The organism is Psychrobacter sp. 1Y4 (genome assembly GCF_051847555.1).
In genome coordinates this window covers 75,359-97,648 of record NZ_JBPYDE010000012.1, presented here as the reverse complement: position 1 = coordinate 97,648, position 22,290 = coordinate 75,359, and the positions used below count along the sequence as shown (strand labels likewise).

Annotated in this window: 17 protein-coding genes; 10 read left to right on the top strand and 7 right to left on the bottom strand. The window is 41.9% G+C overall.

Translation table 11 applies throughout. The features are described 5' to 3' along the window. Window positions 1-161: 161 nt before the first annotated feature. Both ACS8FC_RS11130 and ACS8FC_RS11125 read right to left on the bottom strand, forming a co-directional pair. Complete coding sequence (locus ACS8FC_RS11130; RefSeq protein WP_439296819.1) at window positions 162-1,853, bottom strand: AMP-binding protein; 1,692 nt, start codon at window positions 1,851-1,853, stop codon at window positions 162-164. A gap of 601 nt (window positions 1,854-2,454) precedes the next feature. After that, the gene (locus tag ACS8FC_RS11125) at window positions 2,455-3,012 is read right to left on the bottom strand and encodes a thioesterase family protein (RefSeq protein WP_439296818.1); all 558 of its coding nucleotides are present in this window, start codon (window positions 3,010-3,012) and stop codon (window positions 2,455-2,457) included. 286 nt (window positions 3,013-3,298) lie between these two features. Here ACS8FC_RS11125 and xthA point away from each other — a divergent pair, with 286 nt between their 5' ends. The 3 genes from xthA (at window position 3,299) to ACS8FC_RS11110 (ending at window position 6,197) form a co-directional block, all read left to right on the top strand. Then, window positions 3,299-4,123: an exodeoxyribonuclease III gene (gene xthA, locus ACS8FC_RS11120; RefSeq protein WP_439296816.1), complete on the top strand. Its 825-nt coding sequence runs from the start codon at window positions 3,299-3,301 to the stop codon at window positions 4,121-4,123. Window positions 4,124-4,213: 90 nt separating this feature from the next. Then, a complete protein-coding gene (gene argJ, locus ACS8FC_RS11115) occupies window positions 4,214-5,437 on the top strand; it encodes a bifunctional glutamate N-acetyltransferase/amino-acid acetyltransferase ArgJ (protein ID WP_439296814.1) in 1,224 nt (407 codons plus the stop codon). Window positions 5,438-5,798: 361 nt separating this feature from the next. After that, window positions 5,799-6,197 (top strand): DUF4377 domain-containing protein, encoded by a 399-nt coding sequence (locus ACS8FC_RS11110; protein ID WP_439261442.1) that lies wholly within the window; start codon window positions 5,799-5,801, stop codon window positions 6,195-6,197. 110 nt (window positions 6,198-6,307) lie between these two features. Here ACS8FC_RS11110 and ACS8FC_RS11105 read toward each other — a convergent pair whose 3' ends face one another. After that, complete coding sequence (locus tag ACS8FC_RS11105) at window positions 6,308-7,744, bottom strand: L-serine ammonia-lyase (RefSeq protein WP_439296840.1); 1,437 nt, start codon at window positions 7,742-7,744, stop codon at window positions 6,308-6,310. Between the two features lie 656 nt (window positions 7,745-8,400). Here ACS8FC_RS11105 and ACS8FC_RS11100 point away from each other — a divergent pair. After that, window positions 8,401-9,720: a solute carrier family 23 protein gene (locus ACS8FC_RS11100; RefSeq protein WP_439296838.1), complete on the top strand. Its 1,320-nt coding sequence runs from the start codon at window positions 8,401-8,403 to the stop codon at window positions 9,718-9,720. A gap of 61 nt (window positions 9,721-9,781) precedes the next feature. Here the strand turns inward: ACS8FC_RS11100 and ACS8FC_RS11095 are convergent, their stop codons facing one another. Continuing rightward, a complete protein-coding gene (locus ACS8FC_RS11095; protein WP_075103167.1) occupies window positions 9,782-10,711 on the bottom strand; it encodes a DMT family transporter in 930 nt (309 codons plus the stop codon). A 511-nt stretch (window positions 10,712-11,222) separates the two neighbouring features. On the opposite strand from ACS8FC_RS11095, the gene ACS8FC_RS11090 reads away from it, so the two are divergent. Beyond that, window positions 11,223-12,326, top strand: a complete 1,104-nt coding sequence (locus tag ACS8FC_RS11090) for a WG repeat-containing protein (protein WP_439261439.1) — start codon at window positions 11,223-11,225, stop codon at window positions 12,324-12,326. A gap of 116 nt (window positions 12,327-12,442) precedes the next feature. On the opposite strand, the gene ACS8FC_RS11085 is transcribed toward ACS8FC_RS11090, so the two are convergent. Together ACS8FC_RS11085 and ACS8FC_RS11080 are read right to left on the bottom strand one after the other, a co-directional pair. Continuing rightward, entirely contained in the window at window positions 12,443-13,333 is an 891-nt protein-coding gene (locus ACS8FC_RS11085; protein ID WP_420884186.1) for an alpha/beta fold hydrolase, read from the bottom strand. A gap of 253 nt (window positions 13,334-13,586) precedes the next feature. Continuing rightward, complete coding sequence (locus ACS8FC_RS11080; RefSeq protein ID WP_058368698.1) at window positions 13,587-13,751, bottom strand: rubredoxin; 165 nt, start codon at window positions 13,749-13,751, stop codon at window positions 13,587-13,589. Window positions 13,752-14,032: 281 nt separating this feature from the next. On the opposite strand from ACS8FC_RS11080, the gene ACS8FC_RS11075 reads away from it, so the two are divergent. Further along, entirely contained in the window at window positions 14,033-14,602 is a 570-nt protein-coding gene (locus tag ACS8FC_RS11075; protein WP_299220490.1) for an adenine phosphoribosyltransferase, read from the top strand. 94 nt (window positions 14,603-14,696) lie between these two features. On the opposite strand, the gene ACS8FC_RS11070 is transcribed toward ACS8FC_RS11075, so the two are convergent. Then, window positions 14,697-15,635, bottom strand: a complete 939-nt coding sequence (locus ACS8FC_RS11070) for a transaldolase (RefSeq protein ID WP_439261438.1) — start codon at window positions 15,633-15,635, stop codon at window positions 14,697-14,699. Between the two features lie 432 nt (window positions 15,636-16,067). Here ACS8FC_RS11070 and pheA point away from each other — a divergent pair, with 432 nt between their 5' ends. From pheA to rarD, 4 genes are all read left to right on the top strand, one after another. Then, window positions 16,068-17,249, top strand: coding sequence for a prephenate dehydratase (pheA, locus tag ACS8FC_RS11065; RefSeq protein ID WP_439296812.1), 1,182 nt, complete (start codon window positions 16,068-16,070; stop codon window positions 17,247-17,249). A 117-nt stretch (window positions 17,250-17,366) separates the two neighbouring features. After that, the gene (gene hisC / locus ACS8FC_RS11060; protein WP_439296811.1) at window positions 17,367-18,518 is read left to right on the top strand and encodes a histidinol-phosphate transaminase; all 1,152 of its coding nucleotides are present in this window, start codon (window positions 17,367-17,369) and stop codon (window positions 18,516-18,518) included. 178 nt (window positions 18,519-18,696) lie between these two features. Further along, on the top strand, window positions 18,697-21,063 hold the full coding sequence (locus tag ACS8FC_RS11055) for a bifunctional prephenate dehydrogenase/3-phosphoshikimate 1-carboxyvinyltransferase (protein WP_439296810.1): 2,367 nt from the start codon (window positions 18,697-18,699) through the stop codon (window positions 21,061-21,063). A 254-nt stretch (window positions 21,064-21,317) separates the two neighbouring features. Beyond that, window positions 21,318-22,280 carry an EamA family transporter RarD gene (gene rarD, locus ACS8FC_RS11050; protein WP_299220505.1) on the top strand — a complete coding sequence of 321 codons (963 nt, stop codon included), beginning with the start codon at window positions 21,318-21,320 and terminating at the stop codon, window positions 22,278-22,280. Window positions 22,281-22,290 lie beyond the last annotated feature (10 nt).

The following is a 22,290-nucleotide window of genomic DNA, read 5'->3' as shown; positions in this document are numbered from 1 at the left end:
CCCACTGTGTCGTTTTTATGCTGAACTCACTATATATAGCAAAAAACCCTCTATATTAACGTATAGAGGGTTTTTTATTAGTTTTGCATTTTATACTATTTTACAGATTTTTAGTCTAACCTTGAAAAATATGCAACATTACTTACGTTGTTTGGAATAGCCTAAGCATTATCTAATAAATGCTTTTCACGTAATTTCTGACGTAATACTTTGCCAACGTTACTTTTTGGTAGTTCACTAACAAACTCAATATGGCGCGGGCATTTATAACCAGTCAAGTTATCTAACGCAAAATCTTTAACCACATCTGCGGTGACGTTGCTGTCTGCTGGTACGATATAAATTTTGACAGCTTCGCCTTGGCGTTCATCATCGATACCAATTACCGCACAGTCGACAATACCATCACAATCAAGCATAACCGACTCAATTTCATTGGGGAACACATTGAAACCTGAGACCAAAATCATGTCTTTTTTGCGATCGAGCAAAGTAAAATAGCCTTTTTCGTCCATACTGACGATATCACCAGTACGAAAGTAGCCGTCCTTAGTAAAACTTTCATGATTATCGTGATTGAAATAACCAGAGGTCACATTAGGGCCTTTGATACACATCTCACCTACCTGATGCACACCAACACGTCGATCTTGGTCGTTGATCACAATAATGTCAACACCAGGACCTGGAACGCCAATCGTCCCATTAAATTTACGATCTGTCACTACGTTAGCTGTACCTACAGCGACGCCTTCTGTCATGCCCCAACCTTCGATCATTGCACAGCCTGTGGTTTCCAGCCAGCGAGCTGCTGTTTGTTCAGTCGCTGCCATCCCGCCTGCTTGTGTAATACGTAATGAGCTAAAATCTAACTGTTTAAAGTTCGGCTGATCGAGCAATCCTTTAAATAAAGTATTGACTGCAGGAAAGATGTGGAAGGGCTGCTTTGATAAGGTTTTTATAAACCCTGGCATATCGCGTGGGTTAGGTATTAAGATAAAGGTATAACCTGAACGCATACCTAGTAGGCTGAGCATAAAGGCAAAAATATGATAAAGCGGCAAAGCCATAACCATATTGATATATGCCTCATTCATATTTGAGGTGACAGGTCGGTACCAAGCTTCTGACTGTAGGGCAGCTGCGATGATGTTGCGCTGAGTCAATACTGCTCCTTTTGATAGGCCTGTCGTACCACCAGTATATTGTAAAATGGCTTTTTGCTCTGATGCCATTGTTGGGGCTTGAAATGGTAACGCTTTACCTTTTTTGAGGACATCAGGGAATTTGGTTACTTCATGCTTAGGATCGTTAAGCTTATATTTGGGGACTAAGCGTTTGACTTGTCGAATAACGGTGTTGACCAACATTCCTTTTAGACCCATCATATCGCCCATCTTTGATAGGACAATACGATTTATAGAAGTCTCATCAACTACTTGTTCAAGCGCTTGAGCAAAGTTATCAACGATAAATATGATTTTAGCGCCTGAATCATTTAGTTGATGGCGTAATTCGCGTCCAGTATATAAGGGATTGATAGGGGTGCAAACATAGCCTGCGCGCAAAATACCGATCATAATTGGCAAATACTGTGGCACGTTTGGCATCATTAGCGCCACAAGACTACCTTTTGGTAGTCCTTGCGCTTGCAACCATGCAGCAACGGCCAATGATGCTTTATCGACATCATCATAAGTATGAGTGACGCCCATGCAAATGCTCATAGGATGCATGCGATACCGATTAAAGCACTCCTCATACAGCTCTATTAAGTTGCCATATTTATCAGGATCAATCGTTTTGGGTACGGTACTAGGGTAATGATCTAGCCAAGGTTTGTTCTCTGTCATTGTTAGCGTCCTTAAAGTGTATTGATTGCTATAGGGAGAGGGCTTAGAAGAGAGCAGTTCTATCTCCATCAACAATACAAATTAACGCCATCGCGACCAATATGGCGCTGAATGCGATAATATCCTTATTAATTGACAGGCTGCTAAGATACTTTAGTCGTTATATAACCTAGGCTTAATTTGGAAAATTTGTCCTGTAAAGATTCGCTAAGTAGATTCGACTATAAAATAAACTTGGTCTCTAAAGAAAAATACAACCAAGACTTATTCCATTACCAATTTGAGCAATGAAATAATATAGTTGTATAATTTAACCTTAGAGTAACATAGCTGTAATTGATATTTATATTGGGGTATTAATACTGAAGGGTATATAAAAATAGTAGACAAATGTACTAATATATGGTGCAGGATAAAGGAAGGTCCGAGTCTATTGTAAGTTTGGTTTTGACCTTCGTAAGTCATGTTTGAGACGTTACAGGCTTATTAACTCTATTAGGTAGTTTTTCACTGCTCGGATTCACTACTGTAGAGCGCTTACTCTATACCCAAATATTCTTAAAGATCAGCAAGAGTTTTTGTCAATAACCATGTACAAATGTTATTGGTCAGTAGTATGGTGTGCTATGGCTTGTTGAATACTGTCGTGAAGGTTTTTTGGCACTCGTATCGGCCGTATTGGTGCAGCACTAGCCACTATGTCTGATGTATCAGCACTATCGGCTGGCTCTGGTGTTGTCTGATTTTGCACGCAAGCAATCACAATCTTGGCGCTACTTAATAAGGTTTTAGCCGAAGGGTAGTGGTTTTCATTTGCGTCCTGTGGCGCATGGCGATGAATACTTTGATAGAATACAATGCTAGCAGGTTTTAGTTCAACTCGATCGATATGTACCTTAATGACTTCATCTAAAAATATTGCTTTTTTGTACTGTAGCTGTGCTTGACTCACTACAAAGTGCTGGATTTGACCATCATCAGCATGCATAAAATAGCCGTTTAGACCAAGCTGACTAAACCAGTCGCGGCGACAATTTTCAAAAAACACCAGATGGTTGGCGTGGTAGACTATACCGCCAGCATCAGTATGGTTGATATATACGCGGTAATCGGTAGAGAATAAAGGTGATATTGTAGGATTTGATGGCGTTGTCGTCATAATTTGGCTCACATCGTTTGGCTAAAAAAGTAGCTCAGTAAAATTATGTCAATGTTTATAAATATATATAAGATAAACATGATTAGAAGAAAAATATGCCGCTACTTGTTGTGTCATAACGGTCAGTAAAGTAAGTTTTCTACTGTATCTTAAGATTTGAAGACACGCAATAAAAAGGTCGACTTAGCGCTTTTTATTGCTATTTATCGTCCTTTTACATTCCAGAATTTAGCAGAATAATTTATAAATCATGAACAAACTTGAACCCGTTAATATAGGATATCGCATGACCCGTTTTGTTAGTTTTAATATCAATGGTATTCGCGCTCGTCAACATCAGCTTGAGGCGGTGCGAGAAGTAATCGACCCTGATGTCATGGGGTTACAAGAAACGAAGGTTCATGATGACCAGTTCCCCCTTGAAAATGTAGAGAGCCTTGGTTATCACGTTGAGTATTTTGGACAAAAAGGACATTATGGGGTAGCGCTATTATCCAAGGTTGCACCAATATTTGTACAAAAAGGTTTTCCTGATGAAGATGAGGAAGCGCAAAAACGCTTTATTCACGCACGTTATGAGCTGCAAGGCCATGAAATTGATGTGCTTAATGGCTATTTCCCACAAGGGGAGAGTGAAGATCATCCGACTAAGTTTCCAATGAAGCGCGCTTACTATGCAGATTTAATGGCTTATATTGATACGTTAAAAGCAGAAGGTCGTTCGCTTATTATAATGGGTGATATGAATATTGCGCCAGAAGATATCGATATCGGAATTGGTGAAGCCAATGCTAAACGCTGGCTTAAAAATAGAAAAACTTCGTTTTTGCCAGAAGAGCGCGAGTGGTATGCAGACTTAATGTCACGAGAGTTGATTGATACCTATCGTCTTCATTATCCAGAAAGCACTGAATTATATAGCTGGTTTGACTATCGCAGTCGCGGCTTCAATGATGATCCAAAGCGTGGCCTACGTATCGATCATATTTTATGTACCACTGATTTGACTGATCGTTGTGTGGGTGCTGGTATTAGCTATGAGCTACGTGCCATGGAAAAACCCTCTGATCACGCGCCTATTTGGTCAGCGTTTGACTTGAGTCAAGATTAGAGGGTGCGTAAAAGTAATATTGATGAATGAATCTCAACTAAATGTATATTTAGTAAACAACTCTAAAAATTAATTGGTAAGGATTGAGCTATGGCTGTCGGAAACGTTGCAGTACCCAATACTATTTATCCTATTGACGGTATCAAATTAAGTGCTACCGCAGCAGGCGTGCGCTATAAAGACCGCGACGATTTAGTGGTCATCGAAATTGCTGAGACTGCGACTAGCGCAGTTGTAACTACTAAAAATACATTTTGTGCCGCACCTGTACGTGTATTGCGAGAGCACTTTGCTAAGGCCAGTCCACGTTATTTAGTGACCAATACAGGTAATGCCAATGCGGGTACAGGTGCTGATGGTAAGCGCCGCGCAGAAGAGATTTGCGTGGCTTTAGCGAGTAAGGCTGGCGTAGACACCAGTGCGGTGCTGCCGTTCTCTACTGGTGTGATAGGTGAGCCGCTAAATAGTGAAGCGGTCATAGCGGGGTTAGATAAGGCTTTAGACAGCTTAAAAGCAGATAACTGGTTGGCAGCGGCTAATGGGATTCGGACGACTGATACTATTCCTAAGCTTGCAAGCCAAAAAGTGGATATTGCAGATACGAGCTATCATATCACTGGTATATCTAAAGGCTCAGGCATGATCCGCCCTAATATGGCGACCATGCTGGGTTATGTGGCGACTGATGCCAATATTGCAGCTGACCTATTGCAAGAGATGCTGGTTGCTATTAATGAGCAGTCTTTTAACCGTATTACCGTCGATGGCGATACCTCAACCAATGACTGCTGCGTATTGATAGCGACAGGGGCTGCCAGTACCGATGTAATCGATAGTCCTGAGCATCCACATTATCAGTCGCTACTTACTGCCCTAACTGATGTGTTCGTGCGTCTGGCCCAATTAATTGTACGCGACGGTGAGGGTGCAACAAAGTTTATGACCGTAAAAGTCACCGGTGGTAAAACCACTCAAGAATGCTGCGATGTGGCTTATGCAGTTGCGCATTCACCATTGGTAAAGACAGCGTTTTTTGCAAGCGATGCTAATTGGGGCCGCATCTTAGCAGCAGTTGGTTATGCTGGTATCGAAGACTTAGACACTGAGCAAGTAGATGTGTATTTAGATGATGTTATGATCTGTCAAAACGGAGGGGTAGCACCAAATTATACCGAAGAGGCTGGCAAGACCGTTATGAGTCGCCCTGAAATTACTATTCATATTGACTTAGCGCGAGGTGATGCCAGCGACACTGTTTATACCTGTGATCTATCTTATGATTATGTCAAAATTAATGCAGATTATCGTAGCTAAATAGGCGTTGTATTAATTTCTATTCAATCCCTATGATTAATAGTTTTTGGCTTATAATATAAAAATTCGATAAGGTGTGAGTACGTTTGAATAACACCAGTTGCAAATACTGACGTTACGTTACAAACCAGTTATAGAGACAAAGCTTATTCAAGACCTATACTAATTGCAGTACAACAATAAGTAGTACTGCTTTTGTTTGGGCATTATATCTAGTCCTTATAGAAGTGTACTTATTATTAATGTTTATATCTTGAAGTGATGTGTTATTTATAAGGCTCTACAAGAGCCATAAATAGACTAACAATATTTAATGAATAAGATATGAGCTATTTAACGATAATTGATTGAGGGTATAAAAATGAAAAAATTAGCAATTGCAGCATTTGCAGCCACTTTTGCATTAGCAGGTTGTTCTACGATGGGTCTAGACGATGAGCGTACCATGGTAGTAGAGGGTCAAGCAGTAAACGTTAAAGTTGTGAATATTCCAAGCTTTGAAGTAGAAGTTGCCCCGCGCAAAGCACTTTGTGAGCGTATGGATACTACTGGAAATACAGTTGAAACACAGTGTTTACAATACCGCCAAAGCTATCAAAAGAATTACAACACGTTGAACGGTAGCATCCAAGGCTTTACCTATGAGCCAAACTATCGCTACATGTTAGATGTGCGTCAAGAAGCAATTGCTGATACTGAAACTGGTGTGGTTAAGCCTGTTTGGATCTTAAACGACGTTATCTCAAAAACTGCTGAATAATATTTTTTATTACAATTACTAAGTAGTTAGTAAGAACGCCAAAAAAAGCCTCTAAGTTATTAGAGGCTTTTTTATGGTAGTTATTAACTTTATATTCTTAAATCATAGTTTTAGCACTGGCTATAGTTGACGCTAACACCATGGGTAGCGGTAGGTATGCGATTATCTGCATAAACGGCAAGACCACCACGTGCGGTCTCTTTATATTTGTCCGACATATCAGCACCAGTTTGTTTCATGGTCTCAATTGCCTTATCTAATGAAACAAAATGCTGACCATTGCCTCGGCAGGCAAGACGAGCGGCGTTGATTGCTTTTACTGCGCCCATAGCATTACGTTCAATACAAGGTACTTGTACGAGGCCGCCAACAGGATCACAGGTAAGACCTAGATTATGCTCAATGCCGATCTCAGCTGCGTTGAGACATTTGGCAGGATCGCCGCCCATAATCTCTGCTAATGCAGATGCAGCCATCGCACAAGCAGAGCCGACTTCACCTTGGCAGCCAACTTCAGCACCAGAGATTGACGCATTTTGTTTGATTAAGCTACCGATTGCCGTGGCATTTAACAAGAATTTGTGAGCACCTGCTTGACTGTAGTTCGATAAAAAGTCGCGATAATAGCACATAACTGCAGGGATAATACCAGCAGCACCATTGGTTGGAGCAGTGACGACATTACCCCCATTTGCATTTTCTTCATTGACGGCAAGGGCATATAAATCAACCCAATCCATTGCAGCAAGCTTATCGGTTTTTGCAATAGGTTTGTCTTTTTCAGCACATAGCTGCAGATACAACGCTTGAGCACGGCGTTTGACGTCCAGACCACCTGGTAAAATGCCACTGTTCTGACAACCTTGTTCGACACAGTTTTGCATTACCCCCCAAATAGAATCTAGATAGGCAAAAATCTCTTCTTTATCACGATAATGGCATTCGTTTGCCAATACCAACTCGCTCACACTTAACTTGTGCTGACGACACTGCTCAAGTAGCTCAGCTGCAGTATTGAAAGGATAAGGGACTATATCGATCGTTGGCGTACCATGATCTTCATCTGGATTATGTGCATCATCGTCATTAATAACGAAGCCACCACCGACTGAGTAATAAGTTTGCTGATAATGAGTGTCGTCTGCCAATAGGGCACGAATGGTCAGCGCATTAGGATGATAAGGGAGAACAGTATCGTCATACCAGTAGATATCATGCTCTGTATCAAAGTCGATAACATGATGACCTGATACATTCATTTTTTTATCTGAAAAGATAGGTGTGAGGTATTGGCTGGTCAGTCGTGTGTCGATGGTACTTGGCGTATGACCAAGTAAACCTAATAGAATAGCTGTATCAGTTGCATGCCCTTCACCCGTTGCAGCGAGTGAGCCGTATAGTTCAATCTCTAATTTTGTGATGTCTGTTAGCTCGAATTGTTTACTCAAAGAAGTCAAAAATAAGTTAGCGGCTACCATAGGCCCTACAGTATGTGAGCTTGAAGGACCAATACCAATTTTAAATAGATCAAATACACTAATCATAATAAATTACCAAAAAATAAAAGTGAGTAAATAGGGTTGTTATCGTAGCTAACTTATTAATAAAAACGACTTTATCGCTTAATCAATATCGCAAACATCACGAGCGTGCCTAATTACAGTAAAGAGTAGCCATTGCTAAACAATGAATTTGTAGCATCATCTATATAAGCGCTTAAACTCGGTAGTACGGATGATGGAAGAATAATAGCTTTTGTTTATTATAGATTTCCGTTATGATGCTTGGCGTTGATGCCTATGTAACATCCTGTAAGCTGTTGCTGTTGTAAGGCATACTGGGTCAAAATCCGCCAAAGCGACGGATTTAGTAGAACATATCTTGCATCAGACATCTAGTAAAATGTACCAAATTTGTATAAACAACCACCATTTGTTAAGTATACCAGTGTTGCAGGTTAAGCTAAATAAATATTGTTAGATGAAGTCAGCAATATGGTGAGATATACTAAATAGGATGGTGCTTGCGTCATTAACTCTTTATTTATCCTTTTTAGCTATTATTTTCGGCCACATAGGACACGCGCATGGTAACTCCTCCAGAAGACCCCGCCAAGACACAGCATTCATCTCACTCAGAAAATAGCGCCAAAACTCAAACCCCTCCAACGGCATTAGAAGCAGCAGGTATCAGTCTAGCTACAATGCAACTTGCCAATAACCCAGACTTTGAAAATGGACGCTGGTTCCCCACATGGCGACCTTATCGTGGGGATCTTGACCACAATCCTGTCGGTATCAATGAATATCTACCCGCTTCTAAAAGTATTTTACTTGGTGTTCAGCATACCTTTGCTATGTTTGGTGCCACCGTCCTTGCACCGCTATTAATGGGTTTTGATCCTAACTTGGCTATTTTGATGTCAGGTATCTGTACGGTGATGTTTTTTATGATTACCGGCGGTCGTATGCCCAGCTATCTTGGCTCAAGCTTTGCCTTTATTGGCCCTGTCATTGCTGTGACAGCTTATGCTGGCGTAGGCTTTAATACCAATTTAGATGTCGCTTTAGGCGGCATTATGGCCTGCGGGATTATTTATGCGCTAATAGGCTTGTTAGTAATGAAAACTGGCACAGGCTGGATTGAGCGTTTAATGCCGCCTATTGTGACTGGTGCTATTGTCATGATTATCGGTCTTAATCTAGCACCAGTTACTATTCAAGGGGTGTCGGCCAATCAGTTTGACGCATGGATGGCAGCATTAACTGTGCTACTAATCAGTAGTGTGGCAGTGTTTACTCGCGGTATGCTAAGACGTTTGCTGTTATTAGTGGGTTTGATATTATCCTACATCGCCTACTATGTTATGACTAACTTATTGGGTTTTGGCACAGCGATTGATTTTACAAGTGTGGCTGCTGCCTCATGGTTTGGGCTACCAGGTATACATGCGCCGCGTTTTGAGATGAGTGCTATTATCTTGATAGCGCCTGTGGCTTTTATTCTCGTTGCCGAAAATCTTGGACACTTTAAAGCAGTAGAAGGAATGACCAAATCACGCGTTACGCCTTATATGGGCCGTGCATTTTTAGCTGACGGTGTGGCGACGACGTTTTCAGCGGGGTTTGGTGGTACTGGGGTGACGACTTATGCTGAAAACATCGGTGTGATGGCGGTAACCAAGGTCTATAGTACAACTATCTTTGTCATAGCAGGTTTGGTTGCTATTTTACTAGGATTGTCGCCAAAGTTTGGCGCTATTATTCAGACGATTCCTCCAGCATTATTGGGCGGTGCCTCTATTGTCGTTTTTGGCTTGATTGCTATTGCTGGGGTGAAGATATGGATAGACAGTCACATTGATTTTAGCAAAAACAGCAATCTTATCATTGCTGCCGTTACGGTGATTATGGGTACGGGGAACTTTAGCTTACATCTAGGAGGTTTTGACTTAGGTGGTATCGGTACAGCAACTCTGACCGCTATCATACTAAACGCTTTGTTTAATAGTCAAAAAGAGTAGAGTATTATATTTAGGTATTCTTATACCTAACAATAGTTATTGTAATGATGAACAGCCTTTACTAGTATTTACGTCTATAAAACCTTGAAAAAAATCGATAACGACGCAGCGCGCCTGGCTTGGGTTTGATTGAGCCTAAATATATGGCAAACATAGTCAGTAGCGCGCCGCTCCATTGTAAAGTATTGATAGGTTTGTCCAGCCAGCTATAATCGATAATTAGCGCTGCAACTGGCTCAGTTAATAAAAGCAGTCCTGTTAGTGCCAATGATAATTTAGGTATAGAATAGGCAATTAACCCCCATGCCACACATTGCATCACCGCGCCATAGACCAGCACCCAACCAACCTCAGACAACGTATTAGGCATTATATTGCCCGTATCTAAAACGAGCATTGGCACGATCATAGCGAGCACCCCGCCAATACTAATCAGTTGCATCAATACAAAGATCGGGGTCGGTTCTGTATCATGAGTCTTACGAATAAAAGTCATAGACGCAGCCAACATCCCTCCTGACACAATGCCAGCAATAAAACCCCAAGTCGCGTTAGTGTTATGCGCAAACTCAGGGCTACCAATCATTGCCACGCCCAACATCGCTAGGCACAGACTGAGTAGCTGTAAGGCAGACTGACGCTCATTAAAGTATAAAAACCCGATAGCCGCCAAAAAGAAAATCTGTAAACTGTTGAGTAAGGTTGAGATGCCAGGGCCAACGGCATAGATACTCTCATGCCAAAGCGCTAAATCCAATCCTAAAAATACGCCCGATAATAAACCGTAGATGATGGCACGCCTTGAATGCGGCATCCTTTGTCCAGTCAACTTTGCCAATATTGCAAATATAACGCCTGAAATAGCAAGGCGCCAAAAGGCCATTGCCCAACCGCCAATATCGACATGGGCGACAATTAGGCTTCCTAAGCCAAAAATAATACAACCAATCGTTAAACCAATCGTTGCAGAATATGAAGAGGCAACCGCCATAAATTATCCTTATACCACAATCATGTGATCAGATAGGCAAATAAAAATAACGCTCAGACTATAGTGACTGTCGCAAAGAATTTTGAATCTACAAGGCAAAAAACAAGGTTAAAACATTGAGCTTATAGTGATGTTATAAGCGGCTTATACGTTTCTGGCGGCTTAAAAGTAGCTAAAAATGTACAATGACAAACGCTTCACTTTATTATACAAGGGGCATTAATATCTCTTGAGAACAACGGCGATATTTTTTTATAAATGCATCGCTTGTCTTAATACATGACAAATTTTTGACACATTATGCATATCAGGGTCACATTCTTACAAGACTAGTGTTGGTTAAATTGCTACTATTTGCTACTGTGATTACTTATAATCGTAAGTCTTAATCGCTTACTATTCTAGTCAGTTCTGCACGTCTTTTTTGCACTTCTTTTTGTACTTTTTATTGTTATTAATGCCTTTAACAACGATTACGGTAGGCATTGATACTTTTAAATTAGGTTTGACTATGTCTCAACACTCCATACTAAAATGGTCAACAGTTGCGCAAATGTTATCAAAGCGACAATCTGTACCATTATCAGCGCCCACTTTATCACTATTACAAGGCTCGCGACTATCTTTGATGGCTGGTATATTGTTAACTACCGTATTTTCAATGCCGACAGCCAACGCTGCTAGCTGCAAAATACCCAAAAGCTACTATAAAAACGTCTCTTGTACGTCCGCTAGTGGCCATTACTTAGCGATAACAGACTTTGGCGCACCAGTTGCATTGATTAATAGCAAAGGTAAAAGGGTCGTTGATCTGTCACGCTACCAAAAGGTGGATGCCAATAATATGGCAGGCGGATTATTGCCTGTATTGCGTCATGGCCGCGTCGGTTATATCAATATGCAAGGTCGTGAAGTGGTTCCTACCATATACGAGATGTTCAAGGGCAATGGAGGCTGGGCGCGTCCAGTGTCTGAGGGCCGTATCGTTGTCAAAAGAAACGGTGATTATGGCGTTATCGGCACTGGCAACCAGACAATCGTACCTTTTTCATCGACGATTACTGACATCGACGATTATCGAGGCGGAGTTGCTCGCATACGTAGAAACCAGTCTACAAGCTGGCTGGACAAAAATGGCAAAACCACCAGCGACCCCAATGCTAAAGAGGGTAACAGTGGGGCAATGTCTGCTACTGCTCAAACGCAGCAACCAAGACCCACACCTTTCACGACTTTGCAGCCTCATCAGCAAGATGGTCGTTGGGGTTTCGTTGATGATAAAAACGTCACTATGATTACTTATTCATTTGACGAAGTACGCTCATTTTCTGAAGGATTGGCTGCCGTGCGTCTGAATGATAAATGGGGGTTTGTAAATCTAGGGGGTGAGCTGGTTATACCATTTCGATTCGAGGATAGTGGCTTGATTGCTGATAATGAGAATAACAGTAATAAAGATACAAGCAATGTCGAAGATGAAAGCAGCGCTGAAGATACAAGTGCTAAAAAACCGACTGCGTTTATATTTAAAGATAACAAAGCGTGGGTAGGCAATCTAAAAGATGGTAGTAAGATTTGTATTGATAAAAAAGGTGATAACGTCAGCTGTGAGTAGTCATATATGGATGAAACACTGCTAAAAAAAGGCTAGAAAACACATACTATTTGTGCTTTCTAGCCTTTTTTAGGATTAATAGAGTAGCGTGTTAAAAACCATTCAATCTAAGCTGTTTAATTTAATAGATGATTGCGTATTAAATCAACAAGATAAGGTTGATAGTACGCTGGAATATCATGTGCCATGCCCTCAATTAAATGGAATTTCGCATTTGGAATGGTCTTAGCCACTACGCGACCTTGCGAAGCTGGCAGTAAACCATCTGCACTACCATGAATAACAATGGTTGGCGCTTTGACTTGCTTACTAAAGCGACTAATAGAGCCTGATGCTAAAATAGCATTTAACTGCTGCACCGTACCTAGCGGGTGGAAGTTACGTTGATAGCGAAGTTTGGCAATTTCGCGTACCGTTCGTACGTTAACATGACCGGGCGTCCCTACTGTTTTCATAAACCAGACACTATGGCGTACGATATCACGCTCAGAATGACTCTCAGGACGATTGATCAAGGTATATAACTGCTTGGGTTTGGGTGGCTTTAAAAAAGCACGATTGGTCGTGGTAAACATCAGCGCTAGACGCTCTACTAAACTTGGATAGCGCGCAGCAACGATCTGTGCAATCATACCGCCCATAGAAGCGCCGAGCAGATGTGTACTACCAAGATTCAAGGCCTTGATTAGGCGTACAGTATCTTCTGCCATATCGGTTAGGTTGTAAGCAACCTGTTGGCTCTTGTTGGACAGCCCCGTTTGCAAACGCAGCATCATCTTAAGCTGGCTTACACGTGGCAAACCCTCAATCTGAACTTTAGAAGACAGACCAATATCACGATTGTCAAAACGAATCACAAAAAAACCAGCATCAATCAGACGTTTTATAAAGTCATCTGGCCAAAACACCATTTGCGAGCCAAGACCCATTACCATAAGTAGGGGCGGATGAGTAGGATTCCCACCAGCTTCGACACATAGGTTAATACCATCACCGATATCAATCATGGCTTGATAAAGATGATCGCTCAGATCTGACGCTCGCCAGTTATGCTCACCAAGCGTTTCCCAAGCTGGTGTAGGGTAGCTGTATGCTGAATCAACAGGCATTGGAAAACTATCAGAAACATCAGGTAAGCCTGTTACCTCAGATTTGTCCCTAATTTGTGTGTCTATAGGCTTGTTTGAGCCAAAATAAGGGGTGGTGTCATCAGAATAATTCGAATTCGTCATGGGATATCCTAGTTAGCGTTCTGTAAATCTAGACTTCCATCATCTCAAAATCTAACTTACCAACACCGCATTCAGGACATGTCCAGTCATCAGGGATATCATCCCATTTAGTACCAGGAGCGATACCTTCTTCAGGGCAGCCGAGCTCCTCATCATAAATCCAACCACACACAATACATTCATAACGTTTCATACATAATCCTATCAATTGTTACTGGTTCTATCTTTATTAGCAGCCTGCAAAAGCGCCCGTAGTTTATCATATAACGACACTTTACGTGGTTAAGTTTACACTTGTATATTGAGATAAGTAAGCATTTATCAAGTTATAGATTACATTTTACTTGATGTAATTGACCTTATCTATCTGTGTTGGCTCATCAAAATAACAGTCATTGTGTTATGATGAGCGCCGCCAATTTAGGCATTACATGCATTTTTACTACTGTACATGATTTTAAATGAAGGGTGATTATGAGCGTTACTACCGCCGCTATACCAGTTGATAACAAATCCAAGCCATCTCATGTGCTGAATACTGACCATCCATTTTGGCAAATTATACGTACTGTACCTGACTTTCCAAAAGTCGGCATTGATTTTTATGATATTACGCCGTTACTGCGTAGTCATATTGATGAGGTTATCGATGCACTTTTGGCAGCATTACCTGATGGATTGATCGATGAAGTGGATTGTTTGGGGGCAGTGGAAGCACGCGGTTTTGTGTTTGCAAGCTTACTGGCAGGTCGATTGGGTAAAGGGATGATACTGCTACGCAAACCAGGCAAATTGCCACCACCAGTTGCTAATAAGGCTTATGCGCTAGAGTACGGCAAAGATACTCTAGAGATGCAAAATAACTTGCCACCTGAGCGCGTACTATTGGTTGATGATATTTTGGCGACCGGTGGCACGCTTACGACTGCTTATGAGCTATGTAGATCAGCTGAACATACGGTAGTAGGGGCTTTAGTATTGCTTGATCTAGTCGACTTACATGGTGAGTTTGCAGTGCCTGTTTACACAGTTTTGAAGGCTTAAATATCGCTGTTAAAATACGAAAAAAGCGCACCAACTTAATTGTTAGGGCGCTTTTTTATTAAATAAGGGCAGCTATATCATTTTGTATGAATTATTAGCGTAATGCTGCCAACGTCTGAGCCAGCTCGTCGCGTGCACCAATAAAACCATCAATGCCTTTAGGCAACAAATCTTGTGTGATTTTATCCTGTTGATACTCATGAATAAAAGCCTCATGAGTCAAGCTGACCTTTTTCATAGCATCCGCATCTGTAGCCATAGCAGATGAGAGTTGAGGCGTAACGCTTGTATCCATTGCAGCCAATTCATCAATAAGGTTTGGCGCAATGGTTAGCAAGTCACAACCTGCCAATGCAAGTATTTGCTCAACTGAGCGAAAACTTGCTCCCATCACTTGTGTGTCATAGCCATGCTGCTTATAGTATTGATAAATAAGCTTTACTGATTGTACGCCCATATCGTCAGAGACGGGGACGTTTTGACGGTTTTGTTGGCGTTTTTGCCAATCTAAAATACGACCGACAAAAGGTGAAATCAGGGTGACCCCTGCATCAGCGCAAGCGACGGCTTGATGTTGTCCAAATAATAACGTTAAGTTGCAATGGATGCCTTGAGTCTCAAGGTAGCGCGCCGCTTCAATCCCTTGCCAAGTAGCGGCCATTTTAATCAAGATACGCTCAGAGTTGATGCCTGCTTTTTGGTAAGCGTCCATAAACTCTAAAGCTTTATCAATAGTCGCTTGTGTGTCATAAGATAAGCGAGCATCAACCTCTGTAGATACGCGACCTTCGATCAACTCTAAAATATCGCAGCCAATTTGAATGGTAAGCGCGTCGATGACTGCGTCCACATTGCCTTGATGTTGGCTCATGGTTTCTAGCAGCAGCGTTTGATTGTCAGAGTTCATAAGTGCTTTGGTGATTAAGCTTGGATTGGTGGTCGCATCGATAGGTTTTAGTCGCGCAATAGCGGCAAGGTCGCCTGTATCTGCAACAATAGTGGTCATGGTGCTAAGTTGTTGTAATGCGCTCATCATATATCCTTATAAAAACAGTTAACGGTAGCCATTCGCCTAATAGCGGTATGACTCATATGAAACTGTAGCACAATTTGCTATGTAAATTTGCATGATAGTTTGGCTGGTACTGTTTTCCCAAGTATATATTCGGCAATCATAAAAAAGATGGCCCTTTATCATGATTTTGTGTCATTTAGTTTATTTACGCATGGGCACTGTGCAAGGTTTTTGCTATAGTAGAGGCGGTTGTTCGATTGGCTGTCAAGTTTTCCAACCGTTAACTTATAAAAAATAAGTTGTAAAGGTTAAATAATACGAACCGAATTATAAAAACTGAGCCATAAATAAGATAAAGATAAAACACCTTAAATATATTGGTGACATGCTAGATACGTTAGTATTTAAGGCTGTAGTGACACCTAACAGGAATAAAAAGGATAAGCGGTAATGAGTGAGCAGTCTTCAAAACAAAACACAAATCATCTAAATCCAACTGCCGCAAGTACAAGCGATACCGCGACCGATCAAGAGTTTTTGAACCAACTGCGCCACAGTATTGATGCGGTCGACACTGAAATACATACGCTAATAAACGACCGTGCCAAGCTTGCTCAACAAGTGGCAACTGTCAAAAAGGAGCATGTAGCAAAAAGTGGTTTTGCTGCTGAGCAAAATCCTATTTTTTATCGTCCAGAACGCGAAGCACAAGTGTTAAAAGCAGTCATGGAGCGTAATACTGGTCCAATCGCTGATGAAAAAATGGCACGTTTGTTCCGTGAGATCATGTCGGTTTGCTTGGATTTAGAAGCGCCGCAGCGTATTGCATTTTTAGGTCCAGTTGGTACCTTTACTCACGCTGCCGCCTTAAAGCATTTTGGTAAAGCTGCTGACACAGTACCGATGACGACCATCACTGATGTATTCCGTGAAGTTGAAGCTGGTACTGCTATGTATGGTGTTGTACCCGTTGAGAATTCTTCAGAAGGGGTGGTCAACCATACTTTGGATGGATTCTTATCTTCAACGTTGAAGATTATTGGGGAAGTTGAGTTACCCATTCATCAAAACTTTCTTGTTGCTGAACATACTAAGGTTGATAGCTTAAGCCGTATTTATTCACACCAGCAGTCCCTTGCCCAGTGCCGTCATTGGCTTGATGTTAATTTTCCTAATGTTGAGCGTGTGGCAGTATCGAGTAATGGTGAAGCGGCCCGTCGTCTTAAAAACGAGTGGCATTCAGCAGCTATCGCAGGTGATGTCGCCGCTGCAGAGTATGATCTACATAAGCTATATTCAAATATTGAAGACAATCCTAGTAATACCACGCGTTTTTTAATTGTTGGTCATGAGGCCATTGCGCCATCAGGACAAGACAAGACTTCTATTGTGGTCTCAGCTCATGACAAAGCAGGTGCCCTAATCGAAATCCTCAAGCCATTGTCATATCATGGTGTGTCGATGACCAGCATTGAGACTCGACCTGAACGCCCTAATAAATGGGCTTATGTCTTCTTTATTGATATGAATGGTCATATTCAAGATGTAAATGTGAGTGCAGCTATCGATGATATTCGGCCGTTGGTGAAAGATGTACGTGTACTAGGCTCATATCCGAAAGCTGTGCTATAGAGCGCTTGTTATGCAATGGATGTTGTATGAATAAAGCGGTCATCGAATGCGTTTTAACAGTAACCACTAATAATAAGTCATTCATAATAAATAGGTTATAACATCTTAGGGTAAATTATGCAGCCTACTAAATCGACAGAATCGACAAAGCTAGCGTTGTCACCGTTGACACCAGCCTATGATAGTATTTTGGAGCTAACACCGTATCAGACTGGCAAGCCTGTCGAAGAGTTGAGTCGAGAATATGGGGTTTTCGATGTAGTGAAGCTTGCAAGTAACGAAAACCCCATAGGCTGCTCGCCGCAAGTAACATTAGCGATTACCGAGCAATTAGGAAAGCTGGCACGTTATCCAGATGGGAACGGACACTATTTAAAGCAAGCGCTTTCTGATTTTACTGATATCAATATAGAGTGTATTACTTTAGGCAATGGCTCTAATGATCTGCTGGATATCCTAGCACGTGCCTTTGTAAGTGCTGATGATGTGGTAGTATACAGTCAGTATTGTTTTATCGTCTACCCGATGGTGACTAGAATGCAAGGCGCAACAGGTGTAGAAGTGCCTGCGCATCGATTTGGTCACAATTTGGACGCTATGCGTCAAGCAGTAGACGATAATCCTAATACTAAAATGGTTTTTATAGCAAACCCAAACAATCCAACAGGCACTCAGCTTCAGCATAAAGAATTGCACAAGTTTGTTGCCAGTATTCCAAGTTCGGTATTGGTGGTATTAGACGAGGCTTATATTGAATATAGCCCTGAAAGTAATAATCGTGCGCTGCTAGATGAGTTTGATAATGTGGTTATTGTCCGCACTTTTTCTAAAGCTTATGGGTTAGCAGGTTTACGTATTGGTTACGCACTGAGCTCAACTGCTGTGGCAGAGCTGCTCAATCGTATTCGCCAGCCGTTTAATGTCAGCCGCGTCGGACTCGCTGGAGCAGTTGCGGCACTTGGCGACCAAGATTTTATTGAAGAGACGCGCAATACTAACCAAGAGCAAATGCATTGGTTGGAAAAGCAATTTGATGCGTTGGGACTGGCATTTATCAAGTCGCATGCTAACTTCATTATGGTGGAAATAAAAGTTGAGATGGAAGATATAACCGCTATTTCTATTTATCAGGCGTTGCTAGAGCAGGGGGTTATAGTGCGTCCATTAGCAGGTTATGGTTTGCCTAATTGGTTACGTATTACTGTTGGTATTGCAGAAGACAATTTACGTCTCATTGATACGTTACGCTCCATCTTAACCAATGACTAGGTAAATACAGTTTACGTAATACGTTTTGAAATTTAATAGGCAGTGTTTATAGTTTCGGGATGAAATATTTAATATACTTTGACGATCAATAAAAAGTACTGTTTTTGTCATTTAATTTTTATAATGCCAATCTGAATCTATGCTTAAGCTTACGTAGCGGTATGGATTGGTTTGTTCAATGAGTAATGCCGTGAGTAGCCAGCAAAACAAGCAGAAAAATAATAAACGACCGTCTTTAAACGTTAAGCCACCTCTATTTAAACAGGTTTGCGTGATTGGCTTAGGGCTAATTGGCGCCAGTCTTGCTCAAGCAATTAAAGACAATGGTGTAAGCGAGCGTTTGGTAGCGGTAGATAGGCATGTGCCAAGTTTAGAGGAAGCCATTCAAGATGGATTGCTTGATGCCGGTAGTTCTGTACTTGATGACGTGGTTAGTGGTAGTGATTTGATAGTCATTGCGGTACCAGTACAAGCTGTACAAGCCGTGTTTGTGGATATCAAAAACGCAATGGACAGTGGACAGCTGGCCACAGACTGTATCATTACCGATGTCTGTAGTACCAAAGTCAATATCATTGAGGCTGCCAGAACTGTATTTACCTCGCTACCTATAGGGCTTGTGCCAGCACATCCGATTGCTGGTGCTGAAAATTCAGGATATCACGCTAGGCGTGCCTCATTATTTGTCAATCATAGTGTCATTATTTGTAACCTACCAACGACCAGTTTTTCTGCAATTGCTAATCTACGTCAGCTATGGGAAGCAGTAGGAGCCATGGTCATGACAATGGAGGCTGACCATCACGATGCCATATTGGCGCATACCAGTCATTTGCCGCATCTGCTTGCGTTTAACCTTGTTGAGCAGCTGGCAAGTCATGATGACAATTTAGATATGTTTCGCTATGCAGCAGGCGGGTTTCGGGACTTTACTCGTATTGCTGCCAGCGACCCCAAGATGTGGCATGATATATTTTTTGCCAATCAAAGCGCGATTGTGAGCGCTCTTGATGAGTACAGCGTCTATCTACAGGACATACGCCAACTTATCATTGATAAAGATTCAACCGCCCTGATGGGCCTTTTGGGCCGCGCGCAAGCCGCACGGCGACATTTTGGTCATATGTTAGCCAGCACCCCTTATACGGATACCCCTGCTATGTCAGCTTCTTACCTTATTTCTCCCAACAACAATAACAGCAACACTGTCACTGGTACTATTGCTATTCCTGGTGATAAGTCTATCTCCCATCGCAGTATTATGCTTGGTAGCCTCGCAACAGGAGTGACCAACGTCACAGGTTTTTTGGAAGGAGAGGATGCGTTAGCGACGCTGCAAGCATTCCGTGATATGGGCGTGACGATAGAAGGCCCTGACAATGGTAAACTGACTATTCATGGTGTCGGAATGAACGGTCTAAAACCTAGCAAAACCCCTTTATACATGGGTAATTCTGGCACCAGTATGCGTCTGCTAGCTGGTATCTTGGCGGCACAATCATTTGATAGCGTATTGACAGGTGATACTAGCTTAAATAAGCGTCCAATGGAGCGTGTCGCAGCACCACTTCGCCAGATGGGTGCAGTCATTCAAAGCACTGGGCATAGTGGCACAGCGCCATTAAGTATTACTGGCCGTGATAACGTCGGTAAGCCGCTCCAAGGTGTTGATTATGATATGCCGGTCGCATCAGCACAGGTCAAGTCTTGCTTATTGTTGGCGGGGTTATGGAGCGAGGGTACAACAACCGTTATTCAACCTGAGGTTAGTCGTGACCATACCGAGCGTATGCTGTCAGCCTTTGGTTATCCTGTGACCGTCGATGGCAATCGCATTAGCGTTGAAGGTGGTGGTACGCTGACAGGTGGTGATATCGCCGTCCCTGCTGACATCTCTTCTGCGGCCTTTTTTATGGTAGCTGCTGCTATCAGTCAAGATAGTGAATTGACCTTAACACAAGTCGGTATTAATCCTACGCGTACTGGTGTCATCGATATTTTAAAGCTGATGCAGGCAGATATTAGCTTAAGTAATGAGACTCACGTTGGTGGCGAACCAGTGGCTGATATCACCATTCGTAGTTCAAGCCTAGTCGGTATTGAAATTCCAGAGTATTTAGTCCCATTAGCGATTGACGAATTTCCTGTATTATTCGTTGCCGCTAGCTGTGCGCAAGGTCGTACGGTATTAACTGGTGCGAAAGAGTTGCGTGTTAAGGAGTCCGATCGTATCGCCGTCATGGCCGATGGGTTAAAAACCCTTGGTGTTGATTGTACAGTTACGGACGATGGCTTAATCATTGAAGGGCAAGGTATTCAAAGTCAAAATGGTGAAGTGAATAACAACCAACCTGTATTTGGTGGCGGACATATCACCTCGCATCATGATCATCGCATTGCTATGAGTTTCTCTGTTGCTAGTTTACGTGCGTCTGAACAGATTATCATTGAAGGCGTTGAAACGGTCAATACCAGTTTCCCAGGTTTTGCAGAGCTTGCCAATCAAATCGGTATGTCTATCCAAGTCGATCATAGCAAGGCATAGATATTAAAAACACCAAGAGAGTAAACGTGTTAAGAGTAAACCAAAATGAGGGTTAATTTGAGAGATTTCTAACCCTTATATTTTATTTTGAAAATGCAGTCATCGTTAGCAATGTGTTGATACCTAAATGGGTATAACGCATTGCTTTTTACTTTTTATCCTATATGTAGTAACCCTGCGCTCTTACCAATAAACTTTTATTGTTTATAAAGATAGGTAAGGTCGTGCTTTGCTCTGATAAGTTGTCTTGCCTTATGACTACCCAAAATGTCGTCAAAAAACCAGTAGTCCCGATCAAAACTACGAGAAGTGGCATCATCACTGCGCTGATCGCTTTTTGTATATGGGGCGCATTCCCTTTATATTTTAAACAGCTAGCGGCTTATAATGCGACAGAAATCATCGGTCATCGCATCGTTTGGACGTTTGCCTGTTTGTTAATCGTCGTAGTTGTGACCAAGCGTTGGCAGTGGATAGATACCTTAAAACAAAATCCAAGATGGATAGCGTTGACTTTTTTATCAGGTATTATTATTGCGACCAACTGGCTCACCTACGTATGGGCAGTCAATCATGATCGTATTCTTGAGGCGAGTTTGGGGTATTTCATTGGTCCGCTAGTTGGCGTTGCTTTATCGATGATTTTATTTAAAGAGCGCCTGCGATCCTTACAATGGGTAGCGATTGGTTTTGCATTGTTATCTGTAGTCATTCAGGTGGTGATGCTGGGTAGCTTACCATGGCTATCGCTCATTTTAGCCTTTAGTTTTAGTACTTATGGTACTATTCAACGCCAAACGCCTTTGACTCCTGTCGATGCAATGTTCGTTGAGACCACCATGCTCGTCCCCATCTTTATTTGGTGGTTTTGGCAAGCTGATGTGGTCAGTAGCCAGCTTGGCTTTTGGTTTACGTCAAACATTTGGCTATTAATGTTGGCAGGTCCGATCACTTTGATACCGCTATTACTATTCAATAGGTCGACAAAACTGGTCGCTTATAGCATTTTAAGCTTTATGAATTATTTGACCCCGACTTTTATTTTCTTTTTAGCCGTATTTTATTATAAAGAACCTTTTGATTTGCATCGTCTAGTGGTCTTTGGCTTGATTTGGCTTGGTCTGTTATTATTTAGCATTGACTTATGGCGTCATCGCCCTAGTAAAGCGCTAAAAGCTGAGCGTCTACGTGAAGAAGCTTTGCAACAAGCCAAATAAAAACTGGATG